Source organism: Actinoplanes philippinensis (genome assembly GCF_900113015.1).
Lineage (GTDB): Bacteria > Actinomycetota > Actinomycetes > Mycobacteriales > Micromonosporaceae > Actinoplanes > Actinoplanes philippinensis.
This window is the reverse complement of sequence record NZ_FONV01000013.1, coordinates 159,894-178,604: the sequence shown is the minus strand read 5'-3', so window position 1 is coordinate 178,604 and position 18,711 is coordinate 159,894. Positions and strand designations below refer to the sequence as shown.

The following is an 18,711-nucleotide window of genomic DNA, read 5'->3' as shown; positions in this document are numbered from 1 at the left end:
GTCACGGAGCGGTAACACAGCCGCTGCGCTGAGAGAGGGGTCAGGACCATGGACTTCATGGCGGACGGCCCGTGGAACTGGTGCATCGCCGACCGGGTCGGCCCGGACCGGGTCATGGGCGCGCTGGCCGGCGTTCTGGAACGTCCCGTGCATGGCATGGTCGCCGGCGCGGATCTGCTCTGCGACGTCTATCACGTCGGCGGAGACTTCCCGACCGTGGTCGACATCTACTTGACGCCGGCCGGCGTCGCCGAGGAGACCGTCGCGAGCGCCGTCGCGGTCCGGCTGCGTGCCGCGGTCCTGCTTCCCGACGACACCCTCAACCCTTCGCGGTACGTGTTGTGCGAGCCCGACGGCACGGTCCGGCCCGTGCACGTCGACGAGCGGGAGACCGACGACGGCGCCGAGCGGCGGCACGTCCGCCCCTGCACCGGCCATGATCCGGCGTGCGCGGCCCCGGCCGGCTGTGACCGTTCGCGGTGGAAACCGGACCCGACGCCGGAGCGGCCCGCCGCGGCGTGAGGGGTAGCCTGGTCAATTGCCATGACTACCGAGATGACCGGCGCCCCGCGCACCTACGACGTGCGTACGTACGGCTGCCAGATGAACGTGCACGACAGCGAGCGGATCTCCGGCCTGATGGAGGACGCCGGCTATGTGCGCGCCACCGAGGCCGACGCGGCGGACGTGGTCGTCTTCAACACCTGCGCGGTCCGGGAAAATGCCGACAACCGTCTCTACGGCAACCTCGGCCACCTGCGCCCGACCAAGCTGAAGAACCCCGGCATGCAGATCGCCGTCGGCGGCTGCCTCGCCCAGAAGGACAAGGGCGACATCGTCAAGAAGGCGCCCTGGGTCGACGTCGTCTTCGGCACCCACAACATCGGCTCCCTGCCGGCGATGCTGGAGCGCGCCCGGCACAACGAGGAGGCGCAGGTCGAGATCCTCGAGTCGCTCGAGGTCTTCCCCTCCACCCTGCCGACCAAGCGCGAGTCGACGTATGCGGGGTGGGTTTCCATCTCGGTCGGCTGCAACAACACCTGCACGTTCTGCATCGTCCCGAGCCTGCGCGGCAAGGAGAAGGACCGCCGCCCCGGCGACATCCTGGCCGAGGTGCGCGCCCTGGTCGCCGAGGGCGTCCTCGAGGTGACCCTGCTCGGGCAGAACGTGAATTCCTACGGTGTCGAGTTCGGCGACCGGCTCGCGTTCGGCAAGCTGCTGCGCGCCTGCGGCGAGGTGGAGGGCCTGGAGCGGGTCCGGTTCACCAGCCCGCACCCGAAGGACTTCACCGACGACGTGATCGCCGCGATGGCCGAGACGCCGAATGTGTGCCACTCACTGCACATGCCGCTGCAGTCCGGCTCGGACACCGTGCTCAAGGCGATGCGCCGCAGCTACCGTCAAGAGAAGTATCTGGGGATCATCGAGAAGGTCCGGGCCGCCATGCCGGACGCCGCGATCACCACCGACATCATCGTCGGCTTCCCCGGCGAGACCGACGAGGACTTCGAGCAGACCCTCGAGGTGGTCCGCCGGGCCCGGTTCTCCAGCGCCTTCACCTTCCAGTACTCGAAGCGGCCCGGCACCCCGGCCGCGACCATGGAGGAGCAGGTCCCGAAAGCGGTCGTCCAGGAGCGCTACAACCGGCTGATCGCCACGCTCGAGGAGATCACCTGGGCCGAGAACAAGAAGCTCGTCGGCGAGAAGGTGGAGGTCCTGGTCGCGGTCGGCGAGGGCCGTAAGGACGAGCGCACCGGCCGGATGAGCGGGCGCGCCCGGGACGGCCGACTGGTGCACTTCGCGACCGGCGAGCTGACCGGCGACCTCGCCCCGCGCCCCGGCGACATCGTCGAGACGGTGATCACCTACGCCGCCCCGCACCACCTCAACGCCGACGGCGCCCCGCTGAGCCACCGCCGGACCCGCGCCGGCGACGCCTTCGAGGCCGGGCGTACCCCGAAGCTGAAGGGCGTCTCGCTGGGCCTGCCGACGATCGGCGTCCCGGCCCCGCTGCCCCCGGCCGCCGACGGCTGCGCCGTCTGACCCCACCCCGGGTCACGTCCGCGCGCCCCTGCCCGGCGTCACCGCGCCGCGTCACGTCCGTGTGACCCACACCGGCGGTCTCGGCGCCGGGCCAGGTCCGTGTGGTGGCCCGCACCGGCATCGCGGCGCCGCCGTCACGTCCTTATGGTCGTCACCGGTGTCTCAGCGCGTCTGAGACACCGGTGAGAGCACTACCGGGACCTCGGCGGCCGCGGCGCGGATCTGGGCCAGCAGCGCCGCCGTCGCCGGGGGATCGGGCGGCTCGCCGAGCACCGCGATCAACACCCGGCGCCCCGGCCCGGGCAGCGGCACCGTCCGTACCCGTGGATGGCGGTGGGCGGCGAGCGCGAGCGCCGGCAGCGTCGTGGCCCCCATGCCGGCGGCCACCAGCGCCTGTACGGCCACGTAGTCGTCCGTGGTGAACCGGATGTCCGGAACGAACCCCTCGGCCGCACACGCGGCGATCAGACGGCTGCGGCACCGCTCGCAGCCGCCGATCCACGGCCGGTCCCGGTGATCGGCCAGCCGATCGCCGGGCCAGTCCACCGGGACGACCAGATGGGACGGCTCGTCCAGCAGCGTCTCGGCCCGCAGGCCGTCCAGATCGGGTGCGGACTCGCCGGGATGGGTGAAGATCAGCGCCGCCTCCACCTCGCCACCGCGCAGCAGCCGGACCGCGGCGGGCGGCTCGGCCTCGGCGAACCGCAGGTCCACACCGGGATGAGCGGTGGTGAACCCGGCCGCCGCGACCGGGACGAACGTGCCGAGCGCGGACGGGAACGCGGCCAGCCGGACCCGGCCGGCCCGCACTCCGGCGAGCTCGGCCAGCTCGGCCTCGGCGGCGGCGAGCCGGCCCAGGATCTCCTCGGCACGATCGGCGAGCAGCCGCCCCGCCTCGGTCAGGCGCACGCCCCGGCCCACCCGCTGCAGGAGCCGGCTGCCGGTCTCCGCCTCGAGCCGGGCCAGGTGGTGGCTGACCGACGGCTGCGCGTAGTGCAGGGCGCGGGCGGCAGCGGTGACCGAACCGTGTTTCGCGACGGCGGCCAGGACGGTCAGCCGGGTGACGTCGAGCATCCGGCCAACGTATCAATCCTGCCTATGGGTTTCCGAGACGATTGACATTGGACCTATGGGTCGTGGCGGCCGACGATCAGGACATGGAACCCACTCTCGCCGACATCCACGCCGCCCGTGATCTCCTCCGCGACCACCTGCCGCCCACGCCGATGTGGTCCTACCCCCTCCTGGACCGGGCGGCCGGGGCGACCGTGCTGGTCAAGCACGAGAACACCCAGCCGGTCGGCGCGTTCAAGGTGCGGGGCGGCGTGACGCTGCTGGCCGGGATGAGCGACATCGAACGCGAGCGCGGCACGGTCACCTGGTCCACCGGCAACCACGCGCAGTCACTCGCCTACGCGAGCCACGTCTTCGGCGCCGCATGCACTGTCGTCATGCCGGCCGGCACGCCGGGGACCAAGGCGCGGGCGGTCGAGGGGTGGGGCGCCCAGGCGATCCGGCACGGCGACAGCCTGGAGGCCGCCGAGCGGCACGCCCGCGAGCACGCCGAACGCAGCGGTGCCCGGCTGATCAGCCCCGGCGACACCCCCGAGCTGCTGGCCGGTGTCGGGACCGTCTACCTGGAGATCGTCGAGGCCCGGCCGGACCTGGACGCGATCGTCGTGCCGGTGGGCAGCGGCACCGGAGCGGCGTCGGCGTGCCTGGTGGCCGGCTGCCCGGTGATCGCCGTCCAGTCCGCGGCATCACCCGCCGCGCATGACTCCTGGCGGGCCGGAGAGCTGGTGACCCGGCCCAACGGCACCGCGGCCGCCGGGCTGGCCACCGGCCGCGGCTTCGCACTGCCGCAGCGGATCATGCGGGACCGGCTGGCGGATTTCCTGCTGGTCGGCGACGACGAGATCACCCACGCCCGGCGGCTGCTCGCCACCACGGCGCACACCCTCGCCGAGGGCGCCGGGGCCGCCGCGCTCGCCGGAGTCCTGAGCCGCCCCGACCTCTTCAACGGCAAGAGGGTCGCCATCGTCTGCACCGGCGGCAACGCCGACGCGGACGAACTGGCGACCCTCAGGCGCGGTTGAGAAACCCGGCCGGCCTCAGTTGGCCTGCTCGGCCAGGGCGAGGAACTGCTTCTTCGAGGCGAGCGCCTGCTCGGCCTCCTTGATCCGCCGGTTGTCGCCGGCCGCCTTGGCCCGCTCCAGCCGCTGCTCGGCCTCGGCGACCTGGTCGCGCATCTGGCGCAGCAGCGGGTTGTCCTGCGGGCTGGTCTTGCGCCACGCCGAGTCCATCGCGACCCGGATGCGCTCCTCGGCGGCCCGCCAGCGACGGTCCAGCGAGGCGGACGCCTCCCGCGGCACCCGGCCGGCCTCGTGCCACGCGGCCTGGGCGTCACGCAGCTTGTTCTGCGCGGCGCGGGCGTCCGCGTCGACGTCGACGGCCTCCAGCTCGGCCAGGATGGCCTGCTTCTTCTCCAGGTTGCCCTGGTACTCCGCGTCGCGGGCGGAGAAGACCTCGCTGCGCTTGGTGAAGAACGCGTCCTGGGCGGCCCGGAAACGCTCCCAGAGGCGCTGCTCGGCCTCCTTGGCGGCGCGGGGCGCGGCCTTCCACTCGGTCATCAGGTCCTTGAGCCGGTTGGCCGTGCTCGACCACTCGGTCGACGAGGCCAGGCTCTCGGCCTCCTTGACCAGGTCCTCCTTGGCGGTCTGCGCCTGCTTGCGCTGACCGTCGAGGGTGGCGAAGTGGGCGCCCCGGCGGCGGGTGAAGCCGTCCCGCGCCGCGGCGAACCGCTTCCACAGCTCGCCGTCGGTCTTCTTGTCGACGCCGCGGATCGTCTTCCACTCGTCGAGGATCTCCTTGAGGCGATCGCCCGCCGTCTTCCAGCCGGTGGCGTCGGCGGCGATCTTCTCCGCCTCCTCGACCAGCGCCGTCTTACGGGCGAGCGCCTCCGTCCGGGCCACCTCGCGGGCGGCCCTGGCCTCGCCGGCCTTCTCCTCGGCGAGCGTCGCCAGCTTCTCCAGGCGGGTGGTCAGGCCGTCGATGTCGCCGACGACGTGCGCCTCGTCCAGCTGGGTGCGCAGCCGCTTCACGCTGCTGAGTGAGTGGGCCGCGTCCGCCGCGCCCGACTTGAGGCGAGCCTCGACGAGCTCGACCTCGGTCACCAGGTCGGCGAATCGCCGGGCGAAGTGGGCAAGACCCTCTTCAGGGGTGCCCGCCTGCCAGGAGCCGACCACCCGGTCGCCCTCAGCGGTCTTCACGTACACGGTGCCGTCGGCATCCACGCGCCCGAAGGCCGTCCAGTCGTTCATGAGCTCATCCTCGTTCTCCCGGCGTCAACGGCCCGCATCGGGGTCGTGGCCACCGCCACAGCGCAGTCTGAATGCCGACTTCTCACCGGCATTCTTTCTCGCGCATTGTCACAGGTCCAACCCGGTCAGGGGAAAGCTCCCGCTGACGACCGTGACACAACGGTGTCCTACGGTTGGTTCGTGCCGTTCCGGACAGGTCAACGAGTGGTCACCGTCGTCGGCCCGACAGCGGCCGGCAAGTCGGCCCTGAGCATCGCGCTCGCCCACGAGCTGGGCGGTGAAGTGGTCAACGCCGACTCCATGCAGCTCTACCGCGGGATGGACATCGGCACGGCCAAGCTCACCCCGGCCGAGCGCGAGGGCGTTCCGCACCATCTGCTCGACATCTGGGACGTGACCGAGCCGGCCGCCGTCGCGGAGTATCAGCGGCTCGCCCGGGCCGCGATCGACGACATCCTGGCCCGGGGCCGGGTGCCGCTGCTGGTCGGCGGGTCCGGCCTCTATGTGCGGGCCGTCCTGGAGGACTTCGAGTTCCCCGGCACCGACCCGGCCGTCCGGGCCCGGCTGGAGGAGGAGCTGGCCGCGGCCGGCGCGGGCGTGCTGCACACCCGCCTGGGCGAGCGCGACCCGGAGGCGGCCGCCAAGATCCTGCCGAGCAACGGCCGCCGGATCGTCCGCGCGCTCGAGGTGATCGAGCTGACCGGCCGCCCGTTCACCGCCAGCCTGCCCGATCCGCGGCCGGTCTACGACGCCGTGCAGATCGGCGTGGACCGCGACACCACCGAGCTCGACGAGCGGATCGCGCTGCGCGTCGACCTGATGTGGGCGGCCGGCCTGGTCGACGAGGTCCGCGGCCTGACCGGCATCCGCGACGGCCGGACCGCCTCGCGAGCGCTGGGCTACCAGCAGGCTCTGGCACAGATCGACGGCGAGCTCACCGAGGCCGCCGCGAAGGCGGACACGGTCCAGGGCACCCGGCGTTTCGTGCGCCGCCAGCGCTCCTGGTTCCGCCGCGACTCCTCGATCACCTGGCTCGACGCCGCCGCTCCGACGCTGTTGGCGGATGCCCTGGCCGTTGCGCGATGATGGGCCGCGTGCGTTTCACCAAGGGCCATGGAACAAGCAACGACTTCGTCCTCCTCCCCGACCCCGACGGCGAGCTGGAGCTGACACCCGCGCTGGTCGCGGCGCTCTGCGACCGCCGCCGGGGGATCGGTGGCGACGGCGTGATCCGGGTGGTGCGCAGCGCCAAGCACCCCGAGGCCGCCGATTTCGCCGGCGAGGCCGAGTGGTTCATGGACTATCACAACAGCGACGGCTCGATCGCCGAGATGTGCGGCAACGGCCTGCGCGTCTTCGTCCGCTATCTGCTGGAGAAGGGCCTGGCCACACCCGGCCCTTCGGGCCTTCCGGTGGCGACCAGGGCGGGGGTGCTGGTCACCGTCGTCGGTGACGGCACGATCAGCGCGCGGATGAAAACCCCCAGGGTGTACGCGGGGAGCACCGCCACTCTCGGCTCCCTGACCGTCCCCGGGCTCGCGGTGGACTGCGGCAACCCGCACCTGGTCTGCGGCCTGCACGACGGGGTGGAGCTGTCCGCCCTCGATCTGACCCGCGCCCCGCTGCACGATCCGGCGGTCTTCCCGGCCGGGGTGAATGTGGAGTTCGTCGAGCCCGCCGAGCCGCTGGCCGGGGTCGACCGGCACGTCCGGATGCGGGTGCACGAGCGCGGCTCCGGCGAGACCCAGTCGTGCGGCACCGGCGCGCTCGCGGTCGGCGCGGTCGCGCTGCGTGAGGCGGGCCTGACGACCGGCTCGGTGGCGGTCGACGTGCTCGGCGGCCGGGTGCGGGTGACCTGCGACGCGGACGGCGCCTGGTGGCTGGAGGGCCCGGCGGTGCTGGTCGCCGACGGTGACGTCGACCCGGCGGCCGTGCTCTGATGCTGGCCCGTGTCGCGCACCGGGGCTACTCGACGGTCGCCCCCGAGAACACGCTGCCCGCCTTCGCCGCCGCGGTCCGCGCCGGCGCCACGGTCGTCGAGTTCGACGTCCGGGCCACCCGTGACGGCGTGCCGGTGGTGATCCACGACCGGACGGTCAACCGCACCACCGACGGCCGTGGCCGGGTGTGGGACCTGACGTATGACGAGGTCGCCGCTCTGGACGCCGGGTCCTGGTTCGGCGCCGGGTTCAGCGGTCTGCGGGTGCCGACCCTGGCCGAGACGCTCGACCTGCTTGCGCCCGCCCCGGTGGACCTGCTCGTCGAGATCAAGCCGCCCGCCACGCTGGACGAGGTGAAGTCGATCCTCGCCGCGCTGGCCGAGCGTGACCTGCTCGGCCGGTCCGTGGTGCAGAGCTTCGACGCCGACGTGGTGCGCAAGGTCCGGGACGTGACGCCGGAGGTGCGGCGGGGCCTGCTGCTGTTCCGTTTCGACGCGGAGACCGTCGAGCTGGCGCGGGAGCTGGGCGTCGCCTACTGCAATCCGTCGGTGGACGACGTGCTGGCCGGGCCGGAGACGATGGCCGCCCTCGCCGCGGCCGGGGTCGGCGTGATGCCGTGGACCCCCAACGACATCGCCCAGTGGCGCCCACTGGTCGACGCGGGCGTCGCCGGCCTGATCACCGACCTGGTCGGCGAACTGACCGGCTGGGCCAACGCCTAGACCCCGCGACCCCGAGTCGCGGGCTCATGTCCCCGGCCTACGGTTGGCCCGGCCTACGGTTGGCCCGGCCTACGGTTGGCCCGGCCCACGGTTCGCCGGCCTCTGGTTGGACGGGCCTACGGCACGCCCGGCCTACGGCACGCCCGGCCTACGGCACGCCGGTGCGTGGTCGGATGGGCACGCGGCGACGGTTCCCGGTCTGCGGCCGGCGGTGCGTGGCCGGAGGGGGACAGGGCGGTGCTTCGCTTGGGATACGGGGGCGGCGCGCCCGGGATCCGTGTGGGCCGGGCGCGCGACAGCCGTACCGCTGAAGGGTTTAGAAGGTTGTCTCCGGGGCCTTGTCGAGTTCGCTCTCCGGGACCGCCGCCGGGTTGGCCGGGGCGGGCACGCCTCGGACGACCGCCCGGATCGCCGCCGCCACCGCGGGGGTGACCTTGGGATCGAAGACGCTCGGGATGATCACGGTGGGGTTGATCTTGTCCTCGCCGACCACGTCGGCGATGGCCCGGGCCGCGGCCAGCGCCATCTCCTCGGTGAACTCCTCGGCGCTGACGTCCAGCATGCCGCGGAAGACGCCCGGGAACGCCAGCACGTTGTTGATCTGGTTGGGCTGATCGGACCGGCCGGTCGCCACCACCGCGGCGTGCTTGCGGGCCTCGCGCGGGTCGACCTCCGGGTCCGGGTTGGCCATCGCGAAGACGATCGACTTCTCCGCCATCTTCGCGATGTCGTCGCCGGTCAGCAGGTTGGGCGCGGACACGCCGATGAAGACGTCCGCGCCGACGATCGCGCCGGGCAGGTCGCCGGAGTAGTTCTCCTTGTTGGTGTGGTCGGCCAGCCACTGCATCGACTCGTTGAGGCCCGGCATCCCGCGGTGCAGGGCGCTGTTCCGGTCGTACGCGATGATGTCGCCCACACCCTGACGCATCAGCAGCTTCATGATCGCGGTGCCGGCCGCGCCCGCGCCGGAGACGACGACCTTGACGTCCTGCATCCGCTTGCCGACCACCCGCAGCGCGTTGGTGAGCGCCGCCAGCACGCAGATCGCGGTGCCGTGCTGGTCGTCGTGGAAGACCGGGATGTCCAGCAGCTCCCGCAGCCGCGCCTCGATCTCGAAGCACCGCGGGGCCGCGATGTCCTCCAGGTTGATGCCGCCGTAGGCCGGGGCGATCGCCTTCACGATGGCCACGATCTCGTCGGTGTCCTGGGTGTCCAGGACCACCGGCCAGGCGTCCACCCCGCCGAACCGTTTGAACAGCGCCGCCTTGCCCTCCATCACCGGCATCGCCGCGGCCGGCCCGATGTTGCCCAGGCCCAGCACGGCCGAGCCGTCGCTGACCACGGCGACCGTGTTGCGCTTGATGGTGAGGCGCCGGGCGTCCGCCGGGTTCTCCGCGATGGCCATGCAGACCCTGGCGACCCCGGGGGTGTACGCCCGGGACAGCTCGTCCCGGTTGCGCAGCGCGACCTTCGACGACACCTCGATCTTGCCGCCCAGGTGCAGCAGGAACGTCCGGTCGGAGACCTTGCGGACGTCCACGCCGTCCTGCTCCTCCAGCTGCTTGACGACCTGGTCGGCGTGCGCGGCGTCGGCGGTGTCGCAGGTCAGGTCGACGAGCACGCGCGTGGGATCGGAGTCCACCACGTCCAGCGCCGTCACGATCGCCCCGGCCTCACCGACGCAGGTGGTGAGCCGGCCGATGGACGAGGCGTCCGCGGTAACGGCGATACGGATCGTGATCGAGAATCCTGCGCTCGGCAGGCGGGTGGTCACCACGGTGTTCCCTCCGACGTTGGTGGGGTGAGTCCTGACGATTGTCGCTCTTGCGGAATATCGGCTCACCGCTCGGTGGTTACTCGTGGGTCAGGTGGAGTTATGCGGATGCGTTCGCTCTCGTGACGTGCCACGATCGGACGTAGGAGGTCACTTTTGCGAAACACGTACCAGACACCCGTCCTTGACGAGCTGGACCCCACGACCGGGGACCTGGAGCTCGAGGAGCGGCACTCGCTCAGGCGGGTGGCCGGTCTTTCCACCGAGCTGACCGACGTCACCGAGGTCGAGTACCGGCAGTTGCGACTCGAACGGGTCGTGCTGGTCGGGGTGTGGACCGAGGGCAGTGTCGAAGACGCCGACAATTCACTCACCGAGCTGGCCGCTCTCGCCGAGACCGCCGGCTCCCAGGTCCTCGAGGGCCTGATCCAGCGACGGAAACAGCCCGACGCGGCCACCTTCATCGGCCGTGGCAAGGTCGACGAGCTGCGCGACGTGGTCGTCATGACCGGCGCCGACACGGTCATCTGCGACGGCGAGCTGTCCCCGTCCCAGCTGCGCAACCTGGAGCAGCAGATCAAGGTCAAGGTGGTCGACCGGACCGCCCTGATCCTCGACATCTTCGCCCAGCACGCCAAGAGCCGTGAGGGCAAGGCCCAGGTCGAGCTGGCCCAACTGCAGTACCTTCTGCCGCGGCTGCGCGGCTGGGGTGAGGCCATGTCCCGGCAGGGCGGTGGCGCCGGTGGCGGTTCGGGCGGCGGCGGCGTCGGCACCCGTGGTCCCGGTGAGACCAAACTCGAGACCGACCGGCGGCGGATCAACACCCGCATCGCCAAACTGCGGCGCGAGATCAAAGCCATGAAGACGGTACGGGAGACCAAGCGCTCCCGTCGTGCGGCGAGCGGCGTGCCGGCCGTGGCCATCGCCGGTTACACCAACGCGGGCAAGTCGAGCCTGCTCAACCGGCTGACCCAGGCCGGCGTGCTGGTGGAGGACGCGCTGTTCGCCACCCTCGACCCGACCACCCGGCGCACCGCCGCGGAGGACGGGCGGGTCTTCACGCTCTCCGACACCGTCGGGTTCGTCCGTCACCTGCCGCACCAGATCGTCGAGGCGTTCCGCTCGACGCTGGAGGAGGTGGGCCGGGCCGACCTGGTGGTGCACGTCGTCGACGGCGCCCACCCCGACCCGGAGGGTCAGGTCAGCGCGGTTCGCGAGGTGCTCGGCGAGGTCGGCGCCGACCAGCTGCCCGAGCTGCTCGTGATCAACAAGGTCGACGCGGCGGACGAGGAGACCGTGCTGCGGCTCAAGCGGACCTGGCCGGAGGCGATCTTCGTCTCGGCGCGGTCCGGGGCCGGCATCACGGAGCTGCACAAGGCGATCGCCGACCGGCTGCCCCGGCCCGCGGTCGAGATGCGGGTCCTCATTCCGTACGACCGGGGGGACCTGGTGGCCCGGGTGCACCGGTCCGGTCAGGTGCTGCAGTCCCGGCATCTGGACGACGGGACCGAACTCTCCGTGCGCGTCGATGAACAGTTCGCTGCCGAGCTGTCCGGTTTCCGGAGCTGATCCGAAACGCAATTCGGACTTCCCGGGACCAGGTTCCTGTGTTGATCCACACGTAATACCGGCACGAGACGTCGCGTGCGACACTGTGCGGATGCGGCGTCTCGTGTTCCCGACCATCGTGGCCATCGGTCTGGTAATGGTCGGCTCCTCCAGCGCGTCCGCCGAGGACCCGACACCGGCGCCCACCGTCAGCGCCAAGTCGACGCCCGGCAAGAAGCTCTGCAAGATCACCGACGCGGGGCTGACCCAGCTCTCCGGGCTGGTGGCCACCAAGAACGGCTTCATCGTCGTCAACAACGGCCAGCAGGGCGTCACCCCGAAGATCGTCTTCCTCAACCGTGAGTGCAAGAAGGTCAGTGAGACCGGGTTCAAGGGCACCCCGCTGGACGCCGAGGACCTCGTTCTCTCGCCCGACGGCGAGACGCTGTGGGTCGCCGACATCGGCGACAACAACGTCCGCACCGATCCGTCGAATGTGCGGCCCCACGTCGCGCTCTGGAGCCTGCCGGTCAGCGGCGACAGCGACGCGGTCATCTACCGGGTCAGCTACCCGGACAAGGACAAGCACGACGCCGAGGCGCTGATCTTCGACGGCGACGGCACGCCGATGATCGTGACCAAGGAGATCGGCGCGCCCGCCGGCATCTACAAGCCGACCGCCGAGCTGAAGAAGAACAGCAACACCCCGGTGCCGCTGAAGCGGGTCGGCGAGATCCAGCTCTCGGCCACCGAGACGGCCGGCAACCCGGTCGCCCGGATCGGCAACAAGACCGTCACCGGCGGCGCTGTCTCCCAGGGCCTGACCAAGGTGGTGCTGCGCACCTACACCGACGCCGTCGAGTGGGACGTCACCAACAAGGACGTGCTCGGCGCGCTGAAGAAGGAGCCGCGCACCACCGGCCTGCCGAACGAGCCACTCGGCGAGGCGATCGCGTACAGCACCGACGGCAAGCTCTTCTACACCGTCTCCGACATGAGCGGTGTCAAGGACGCGGCCAACCACATCCGGGAGTACACGCCGGCCACCACTGTCGCGGTGAAGTCGGAGAAATCCGGCAAGGGCGCGGGCGGCGACTCCTGGTATTCGAATCTCGACATCGACGACGTCACCTACATCGTGGGTGGCGTCGGTGTCCTCGGGCTGATCCTGGTCGCCGCCGGCGTGTTCGGGATCGTGCGATTCCGCCGGTCGCCGCAAGCCCTCGGGGCGAACGTGGACGACCTGCCGTCCGGCGGGCTCGCCAAGGGCGACCCGGAGACCGAGCTGATCGGTGTCGGCGGGGCGCCGCAGCGCGGGGCCGCCTACGGTTCGGGGCGGCCCGGGGGTGGTGGGCCGGTCTACGGCGCGAAGTCCGGTCCGGCCTCTGGTGGCAGCGGCCCGGCTTCCGGTGGTGGCCCGGGTTCCGGCGGCGGTCCGCAGCGGGGCAACGGTGTGTACGGCGGCAAGGGCGCCGGAGGTCAGGGTGGCGGTGGTCCGCAGTACGGGCGGCCTGCCGGTCAGCCTCCGCGCGGCCCACAGCAGGCTCCGCCGCGCAGCCCGCAGCAGCCGCCGGCCCGAGGCCCGCAGCAGCAGCCGCCGGCCCGTGGCCCGCAGCAGGCGCCGGGTCGTGGTGGCCCTGGCCCGCAGCAGCAGCCTCCGCGTAACCCGCAGCAGCCGCCGGCCCGAGGCCCGCAACAGCAGCCCGCGCGTGGTCCGCAGCAGCAGCCCCCTCGCGGCCCGCAGCAGCCCCCGAGCCGCGGCGGCGGTGGTGGCGGTGGTGGCGTTTATGGTGGGCAGCAGCCGCCTCGTGGCCCGCAGGGGCAGGCGCAGCGCTCGAACGGTGTGTACGGCGGCGGCCGCCCCGACGCCCGTCAGTAACCAGATCCAGCTCCTGAAGGCCGGTTCCGCCCACCGCGGAGCCGGCCTTCTGCGTTCCCTCACGGCCGCCGCCCGTGTCGACCCCAGCTGGCCGCCAGGGGCTGTCCTCCGGCGCCCGGGACAGCCCTGAGTGCGAGCCCGGCCCGGCTGGTCCGTGTGGGGCCCGGGACAGCTTTGAGCGCCAGCCCAGCCTGGCTGGCGCTGCGTGCTGTCGCGTGGGCTCGGACGGCTCTGAGTGCCGGCCCAGCCTGGCTGGTCCTGCGTGCTGTCGTGTGGGCTCGGGACGGCTCTGAGCGCCGGCCGGACCACACTGGTTCCGAGTGCTTGCTGACGTGAAGGGCGGGCAGGTGGGGATGCCTCTTGCGTGAGGTGGGGGCGCGTGGACCGTACCTCTGAAAAGGTTTGGGCCGGACGCCGGGAAACGCCCGGTGTCCGGCCCGCGGTGGGTCAGACGCGGCGGAGGACCGCCACCACGCGGCCCATGATGGTGGCGTCGTCGCCGGGGATCGGATCGAAGGCCGGGTTGGCCGGCATCAGCCAGACGTGCCCGTCGCGCTGGCGGTAGCTCTTGACCGTGGCCTCGCCGTCGATCATCGCGGCGACGATGTCACCGGCCTCGGCGTTGGGCTGCTGGCGCACGACCACCCAGTCGCCGTTGCAGATCGCGGCGTCGATCATCGAGTCGCCCTTGACCTCGAGCATGAAGACGTCGCCCTCGCCGACCAGCTCGCGGGGCAGCGGGAAGAACTCCTCCACGGACTGCTCGGCGAGGATCGGGCCGCCGGCGGCGATGCGGCCGACCAGAGGCACGTAGGCGGGCTGCGGGCGGGCCGCGCGCAGCGCCTCGTCGTCGACCAGCTCGCCGGGGGCGCGGACGTCGACGGCGCGTGGCCGGTTCGGATCGCGGCGCAGGTAGCCCTTGGTCTCCAGCGCCTTCAGCTGGTAGGCCACGCTGGAGGGGGAGACCAGGCCGACCGCCTCGCCGATCTCCCGGACGCTGGGCGGATAACCGTATTTCTCCACCCAGTCACGGATGAACTCGAGGATGCGCCGCTGGCGCGCGGTCAGGTCGCTGGCGACCACTTCCGGGACGTGACCGATCGGTGTGACCGCGCGTAGCTGTGGCGCGTCGGAACCGCGGGACCGGCTCGGCGTGGTGCGGCGCCGGACCGTCTCGGGCTTCCTGGTCTGCTGCTGTCGGCTGGTGCGGTCTTCGGTCGACACGTCGCCCTCCCTGTCGGCCAAGTGCCTCGCGGCACGTGGTGCGTCGCGGAGCCGGGCGCCGCCGTGGGGATGGCGTGCGTCCGGCTGACCCCTTCTTGTCGGAAAACCTAGTGTGCAGGTACGACATATTCAAACATCTGTACGAGATTTCTCCGGCGTGTCGCTGTAGAAGCACTCGACTTCCGTACCCCTGTTCTGATAGACCCTCGTACGGGCGTTCTATCGAACGGGTGTCCGAAAGGGGTCAAGTCATGACGGTCAGTGGTGCGCGCCACGCCGAGCCGCCGCTGCGCCTCACCCGCCGTGGCCGGGTGGTGCTGCTGAGCCTGTTCTTCGCCGCCGTCGGGCTGGCCTATGTCGTCCTCCTCACCACGGCTTCGCCAAGCTGACGCGCTGCGGCCTCCCGGGCCGGCGCGGCCGCCCGGTTTGATCTCCGTCGGGTGTGGTGCCCGATTCTCCGGCGCGTCGTATCGCTCGATCCGGCCGCTGCGCGTGATGGTGTCATCACCCCAGGTGGTGAGGCGGAAAATACGGCGCGGCGGCACGCTGCTGAACTTGCATCGGCGTCCGCCGGGGCCTAGCGTCTACCCCAACATCTAGTGGTTACACGGATGTAAGTCGTCCACAGGTTGGGTTTCCTTCTCACCGGTTATCCACATGTCGTCCACAGCGCAACCGATTGTTTCGGCGTTGGTTGAGCTGCGTTTCGTCATGCCCGGAGCCCCGGGGCGATGGATCCGGAGGGAGATCGCGGTGCGCTGCCCGTACTGTCGTCACGCCGATTCGCGCGTGGTCGACTCGCGTGAGGCCGACGACGGTCAGCTGATCCGTCGCCGCCGATCGTGCCCCGAGTGCGGCAAGCGGTTCACCACCGTCGAGGAGGCCGTGCTCGCGGTGGTCAAGCGCAGTGGCGTCACCGAGCCCTTCAGCCGGACAAAGATCATGAGTGGCGTGCGCAAGGCCTGTCAGGGCCGGCCCGTCGACGAGGACTCCATCGCGAAGCTCGCGCAGCGCGTGGAGGAAGCCGTCCGGGCCCGCGGCGCCGCCGAGATCCCCAGCCACGACGTGGGACTGGCGATCCTCACGCCGTTGCGTGAGCTCGACCAGGTGGCTTACCTCCGGTTCGCCAGCGTGTACAAGTCGTTCGACTCTCTCGACGAATTCGAGAAGGAGATCGCCGCGCTGCGCGAAGCCGGCCCCGACCGGGAACCCGGGACGCGACACCCTGTCGCGCCGCGGTCCGGGGGACGCGCACCCAAGCTGAACGGCTGAGGCGTCAGTTCGGCCGGCCTCAGCCCGAGGCACTTCTTACCGACTCATTTGTAGCGGTACCAACGAGGGGGAGCACATCCATATGGCCGGAGACGGCATCACTGCAGGTCGTCAGCGCAGCCGGGCGAACGGCGGCGGCGGCGCGGCGGCCGGGGGGCTGCGAGTGGAGCGGGTCTGGACGAGCGAGGGCGTTCACCCGTACGACGAGGTCGAGTGGGAACGCCGCGACGTCGTCATGACGAACTGGCGGGACGGCTCGATCAACTTCGAGCAGCGTGGCGTCGAGTTCCCCGCGTTCTGGAGCGTGAACGCGGCCAACATCGTCACGACCAAGTACTTCCGTGGCGCGGTGGGCACCCCTGAGCGGGAGTGGTCGCTCAAGCAGCTCATCGACCGCGTCGTCCAGACGTACCGCAAGGCGGGCGAGGAGCACGGCTACTTCGCCACGCCGGCCGACGCCGAGCTGTTCGACCACGAGCTGACCTGGATGCTGCTGCACCAGGTGTTCAGCTTCAACTCGCCGGTCTGGTTCAACGTCGGCACCAAGTCGCCGCAGCAGGTCAGCGCCTGCTTCATCCTCTCGGTCGACGACTCGATGGATTCGATCCTCGACTGGTACAAGGAAGAGGGGCTGATCTTCAAGGGCGGCTCCGGCTCGGGCGTCAACCTGTCCCGGATCCGGTCGTCCAAGGAGCTGCTGTCGTCTGGGGGGACGGCGAGCGGCCCGGTCAGCTTCATGCGCGGCGCGGACGCCAGCGCGGGCACCATCAAGTCCGGCGGCGCCACCCGGCGCGCGGCGAAGATGGTCATCCTCGACGTCGACCACCCCGACATCGAGGAGTTCGTCGCGACCAAGGCGCGCGAGGAGGACAAGATCCGCGCGCTGCGCGACGCCGGGTTCGACATGGACCTCGGTGGCGCCGACATCGTCTCCGTGCAGTACCAGAACGCGAACAACTCGGTGCGGGTCAGCGACGAGTTCATGCGGGCGTACGAGGAGGGCACCGAGTTCGGTCTCCGCGGCCGTCTCGACGGCGAGGTCATCGAGACCATCGACGCCCGGAAGCTGTTCCGTGGCATCGCCCAGGCCGCCTGGGAGTGCGCCGACCCCGGCCTGCAGTACGACGACACGATCAACGACTGGCACACCAACCCCGAGACCGGCCGGATCACCGCGTCCAACCCGTGCTCGGAGTACATGTCGCTGGACGACTCGTCCTGCAACCTGGCCTCGCTCAACCTGATGAAGTTCCTCAAGGCCGACGGCGGCTTCGAGGTGGAGAAGTTCGTCAAGAGCGTCGAGTTCATCATCACCGCGATGGACATCTCGATCTGCTTCGCCGACTTCCCGACCGAGCGGATCGGGGTCACCACCCGGGCGTACCGGCAGCTCGGCATCGGCTACGCGAACATCGGCGCGCTGCTCATGGCGTCCGGTCTGCCCTACGACTCCGAGGGTGGCCGTAGCGTCGCCGCGGCGATCACCTCGCTCATGACCGGTACGGCGTACCGGCGCTCGGCCGAGCTGGCCGGTGTCGTCGGCGCGTACGACGGCTACGCCCGTAACGCCGAGGCGCACCAGCGCGTCATGCGCAAGCACGCCGCCGCCAACGACGAGGTCCGCCCGCTGGGCCCGGTCGCCACCGAGATCCTCCGCGAGGCGACCCGTCAGTGGCAGTCCGGCAACAAGCTGGGCGCGAAGAACGGCTGGCGCAACGCGCAGGCGTCGGTGCTCGCGCCGACCGGCACCATCGGCCTGATGATGGACTGCGACACCACCGGCATCGAGCCCGACCTGGCCCTGGTCAAGTTCAAGAAGCTGGTCGGCGGCGGCTCGATGCAGATCGTCAACCAGACGGTTCCGCGGGCGCTGCGCAGCATCGGCTACCCGGAGGAGCAGGTCGAGGCGATCGTCGAGCACATCGCCGAGCACGGCAACGTCGTCGACGCGCCCGGTCTCAAGCCGGAGCACTACGCGATCTTCGACTGCGCCATGGGCGAGCGGGTGATCTCCCCGATCGGCCACGTCAAGATGATGGCCGCGGTGCAGCCGTTCATCTCCGGCGCGATCTCGAAGACGGTCAACATGCCGGAGACGGCGACCGTCGAGGAGATCGAGGAGATCCACTACCAGGGCTGGAAGCTGGGCCTCAAGGCGCTGGCGATCTACCGGGACAACTGCAAGGTCGGCCAGCCGCTGTCGGCAGCCAAGAAGAAGACCACCGAGGTCGAGGCCCCGGTCCTTCCGGCGGCCGAGGTCGAGAAGATCATCGAGAAGGTGATCGAGTACCGCCCGATCCGCAAGCGCCTGCCGAAGAAGCGGACGTCGGAGACGGTGTCGTTCTCGGTGGCCGGCGCGAAGGGCTACCTGACCGCCTCGTCCTACCCGGACGACGGTCTCGGCGAGGTCTTCCTCAAGATGTCGAAGCAGGGCTCCACCCTGGCCGGCGTCATGGACGCCTTCTCGGTGGCGATCTCGATAGGGCTTCAGTACGGTGTGCCGCTCGAGACGTTCGTCAGCAAGTTCACCAACATGCGCTTCGAGCCGGCCGGTATGACCGACGACCCGGACGTGCGCATGGCGACCTCGGTGATGGACTACATCTTCCGTCGCCTGGCGCTGGACTTCCTGCCGTACGAGACGCGGGCCGAGCTGGGCATCTTCACCAACAAGGAGCGGACCGCGCAGGCCGCTGCCGAGGCGGCGGCTGCCGAGGCGGCCGAGGAGCTGGCCAACCTGGCCGCCTCCGCGCCGGTCTCGCCGGCTCCGGCGACCTCCAAGGTCACCGTGGCCGAGGTGAAGGCCTCGACCGCCCCGGAGAAGGAGGCCCCGGTGACGGCGGGCTCCTCCACCGAGCTGCTGGAGATCGTGACCGGCCACGCCGCCGACGCACCGCTCTGCTTCACCTGCGGCACCAAGATGCGCCGGGCCGGCAGCTGCTACGTCTGTGAGGGCTGCGGCTCCACGTCGGGCTGCAGCTGAGTCCTG

General features: G+C 71.0%; 15 protein-coding genes. 11 read left to right on the top strand and 4 right to left on the bottom strand.

Annotated features, from left to right (window positions below):
- Nucleotides 1-48 precede the first annotated feature (48 nt).
- A complete protein-coding gene (locus tag BM290_RS33070) occupies nucleotides 49-522 on the top strand; it encodes a hypothetical protein (RefSeq protein ID WP_093619848.1) in 474 nt (157 codons plus the stop codon).
- Between the two features lie 21 nt (nucleotides 523-543).
- Complete coding sequence (gene miaB / locus BM290_RS33065; RefSeq protein ID WP_093619847.1) at nucleotides 544-2,043, top strand: tRNA (N6-isopentenyl adenosine(37)-C2)-methylthiotransferase MiaB; 1,500 nt, start codon at nucleotides 544-546, stop codon at nucleotides 2,041-2,043.
- Nucleotides 2,044-2,205: 162 nt separating this feature from the next.
- Here miaB and BM290_RS33060 read toward each other — a convergent pair whose 3' ends face one another.
- A complete protein-coding gene (locus tag BM290_RS33060; RefSeq protein ID WP_093619846.1) occupies nucleotides 2,206-3,117 on the bottom strand; it encodes a LysR family transcriptional regulator in 912 nt (303 codons plus the stop codon).
- Between the two features lie 83 nt (nucleotides 3,118-3,200).
- On the opposite strand from BM290_RS33060, the gene BM290_RS33055 reads away from it, so the two are divergent.
- Nucleotides 3,201-4,139: a threonine ammonia-lyase gene (locus BM290_RS33055; protein WP_093619984.1), complete on the top strand. Its 939-nt coding sequence runs from the start codon at nucleotides 3,201-3,203 to the stop codon at nucleotides 4,137-4,139.
- 15 nt (nucleotides 4,140-4,154) lie between these two features.
- On the opposite strand, the gene BM290_RS33050 is transcribed toward BM290_RS33055, so the two are convergent.
- Nucleotides 4,155-5,363 (bottom strand): DUF349 domain-containing protein, encoded by a 1,209-nt coding sequence (locus BM290_RS33050; RefSeq protein ID WP_093619845.1) that lies wholly within the window; start codon nucleotides 5,361-5,363, stop codon nucleotides 4,155-4,157.
- Between the two features lie 180 nt (nucleotides 5,364-5,543).
- On the opposite strand from BM290_RS33050, the gene miaA reads away from it, so the two are divergent.
- The 3 genes from miaA to BM290_RS33035 are packed head-to-tail and all read left to right on the top strand — an operon-like array spanning nucleotide 5,544 to nucleotide 8,025.
- Complete coding sequence (gene miaA / locus BM290_RS33045) at nucleotides 5,544-6,449, top strand: tRNA (adenosine(37)-N6)-dimethylallyltransferase MiaA (RefSeq protein WP_373871100.1); 906 nt, start codon at nucleotides 5,544-5,546, stop codon at nucleotides 6,447-6,449.
- 8 nt (nucleotides 6,450-6,457) lie between these two features.
- Complete coding sequence (dapF, locus tag BM290_RS33040; RefSeq protein ID WP_093619983.1) at nucleotides 6,458-7,303, top strand: diaminopimelate epimerase; 846 nt, start codon at nucleotides 6,458-6,460, stop codon at nucleotides 7,301-7,303.
- The gene (locus BM290_RS33035) at nucleotides 7,303-8,025 is read left to right on the top strand and encodes a glycerophosphodiester phosphodiesterase (protein ID WP_093619844.1); all 723 of its coding nucleotides are present in this window, start codon (nucleotides 7,303-7,305) and stop codon (nucleotides 8,023-8,025) included. The genes dapF and BM290_RS33035 overlap by 1 nt, the downstream gene beginning before the upstream one ends.
- A 316-nt stretch (nucleotides 8,026-8,341) precedes the next feature.
- On the opposite strand, the gene BM290_RS33030 is transcribed toward BM290_RS33035, so the two are convergent.
- On the bottom strand, nucleotides 8,342-9,802 hold the full coding sequence (locus BM290_RS33030; protein ID WP_093619843.1) for an NAD-dependent malic enzyme: 1,461 nt from the start codon (nucleotides 9,800-9,802) through the stop codon (nucleotides 8,342-8,344).
- Between the two features lie 153 nt (nucleotides 9,803-9,955).
- Between BM290_RS33030 and hflX the strand changes: the two genes are divergently transcribed.
- Nucleotides 9,956-11,368, top strand: a complete 1,413-nt coding sequence (hflX, locus tag BM290_RS33025; RefSeq protein WP_093619842.1) for a GTPase HflX — start codon at nucleotides 9,956-9,958, stop codon at nucleotides 11,366-11,368.
- Between the two features lie 91 nt (nucleotides 11,369-11,459).
- Nucleotides 11,460-13,226: a hypothetical protein gene (locus tag BM290_RS33020; RefSeq protein ID WP_093619841.1), complete on the top strand. Its 1,767-nt coding sequence runs from the start codon at nucleotides 11,460-11,462 to the stop codon at nucleotides 13,224-13,226.
- A gap of 447 nt (nucleotides 13,227-13,673) precedes the next feature.
- Here BM290_RS33020 and lexA read toward each other — a convergent pair whose 3' ends face one another.
- Nucleotides 13,674-14,450 carry a transcriptional repressor LexA gene (lexA, locus tag BM290_RS33015; RefSeq protein ID WP_093619840.1) on the bottom strand — a complete coding sequence of 259 codons (777 nt, stop codon included), beginning with the start codon at nucleotides 14,448-14,450 and terminating at the stop codon, nucleotides 13,674-13,676.
- Between the two features lie 251 nt (nucleotides 14,451-14,701).
- Here lexA and BM290_RS48710 point away from each other — a divergent pair, with 251 nt between their 5' ends.
- The 3 genes from BM290_RS48710 (at nucleotide 14,702) to BM290_RS33005 (ending at nucleotide 18,705) form a co-directional block, all read left to right on the top strand.
- The gene (locus BM290_RS48710; RefSeq protein ID WP_177319997.1) at nucleotides 14,702-14,839 is read left to right on the top strand and encodes a hypothetical protein; all 138 of its coding nucleotides are present in this window, start codon (nucleotides 14,702-14,704) and stop codon (nucleotides 14,837-14,839) included.
- Nucleotides 14,840-15,203: 364 nt separating this feature from the next.
- Nucleotides 15,204-15,722 (top strand): transcriptional regulator NrdR, encoded by a 519-nt coding sequence (gene nrdR, locus BM290_RS33010; protein WP_093619981.1) that lies wholly within the window; start codon nucleotides 15,204-15,206, stop codon nucleotides 15,720-15,722.
- Nucleotides 15,723-15,804: 82 nt separating this feature from the next.
- Complete coding sequence (locus BM290_RS33005) at nucleotides 15,805-18,705, top strand: vitamin B12-dependent ribonucleotide reductase (protein WP_093619839.1); 2,901 nt, start codon at nucleotides 15,805-15,807, stop codon at nucleotides 18,703-18,705.
- Nucleotides 18,706-18,711: the final 6 nt, after the last annotated feature.

Bases quoted from the DNA above. Each gene is read 5' to 3' on its own strand.
- BM290_RS33070 (WP_093619848.1), top strand. From the start codon at position 49: ATGGACTTCATGGCGGACGGCCCGTGGAACTGGTGCATCGCCGACCGG.
- BM290_RS33020 (WP_093619841.1), top strand. From the start codon at position 11,460: ATGCGGCGTCTCGTGTTCCCGACCATCGTGGCCATCGGTCTGGTAATG.
- BM290_RS33050 (WP_093619845.1), bottom strand. From the start codon at position 5,363: ATGAACGACTGGACGGCCTTCGGGCGCGTGGATGCCGACGGCACCGTG.
- miaB (WP_093619847.1), top strand. From the start codon at position 544: ATGACTACCGAGATGACCGGCGCCCCGCGCACCTACGACGTGCGTACG.
- BM290_RS33060 (WP_093619846.1), bottom strand. From the start codon at position 3,117: ATGCTCGACGTCACCCGGCTGACCGTCCTGGCCGCCGTCGCGAAACAC.
- BM290_RS48710 (WP_177319997.1), top strand. From the start codon at position 14,702: ATGACGGTCAGTGGTGCGCGCCACGCCGAGCCGCCGCTGCGCCTCACC.
- BM290_RS33035 (WP_093619844.1), top strand. From the start codon at position 7,303: ATGCTGGCCCGTGTCGCGCACCGGGGCTACTCGACGGTCGCCCCCGAG.
- BM290_RS33005 (WP_093619839.1), top strand. From the start codon at position 15,805: ATGGCCGGAGACGGCATCACTGCAGGTCGTCAGCGCAGCCGGGCGAAC.
- BM290_RS33055 (WP_093619984.1), top strand. From the start codon at position 3,201: ATGGAACCCACTCTCGCCGACATCCACGCCGCCCGTGATCTCCTCCGC.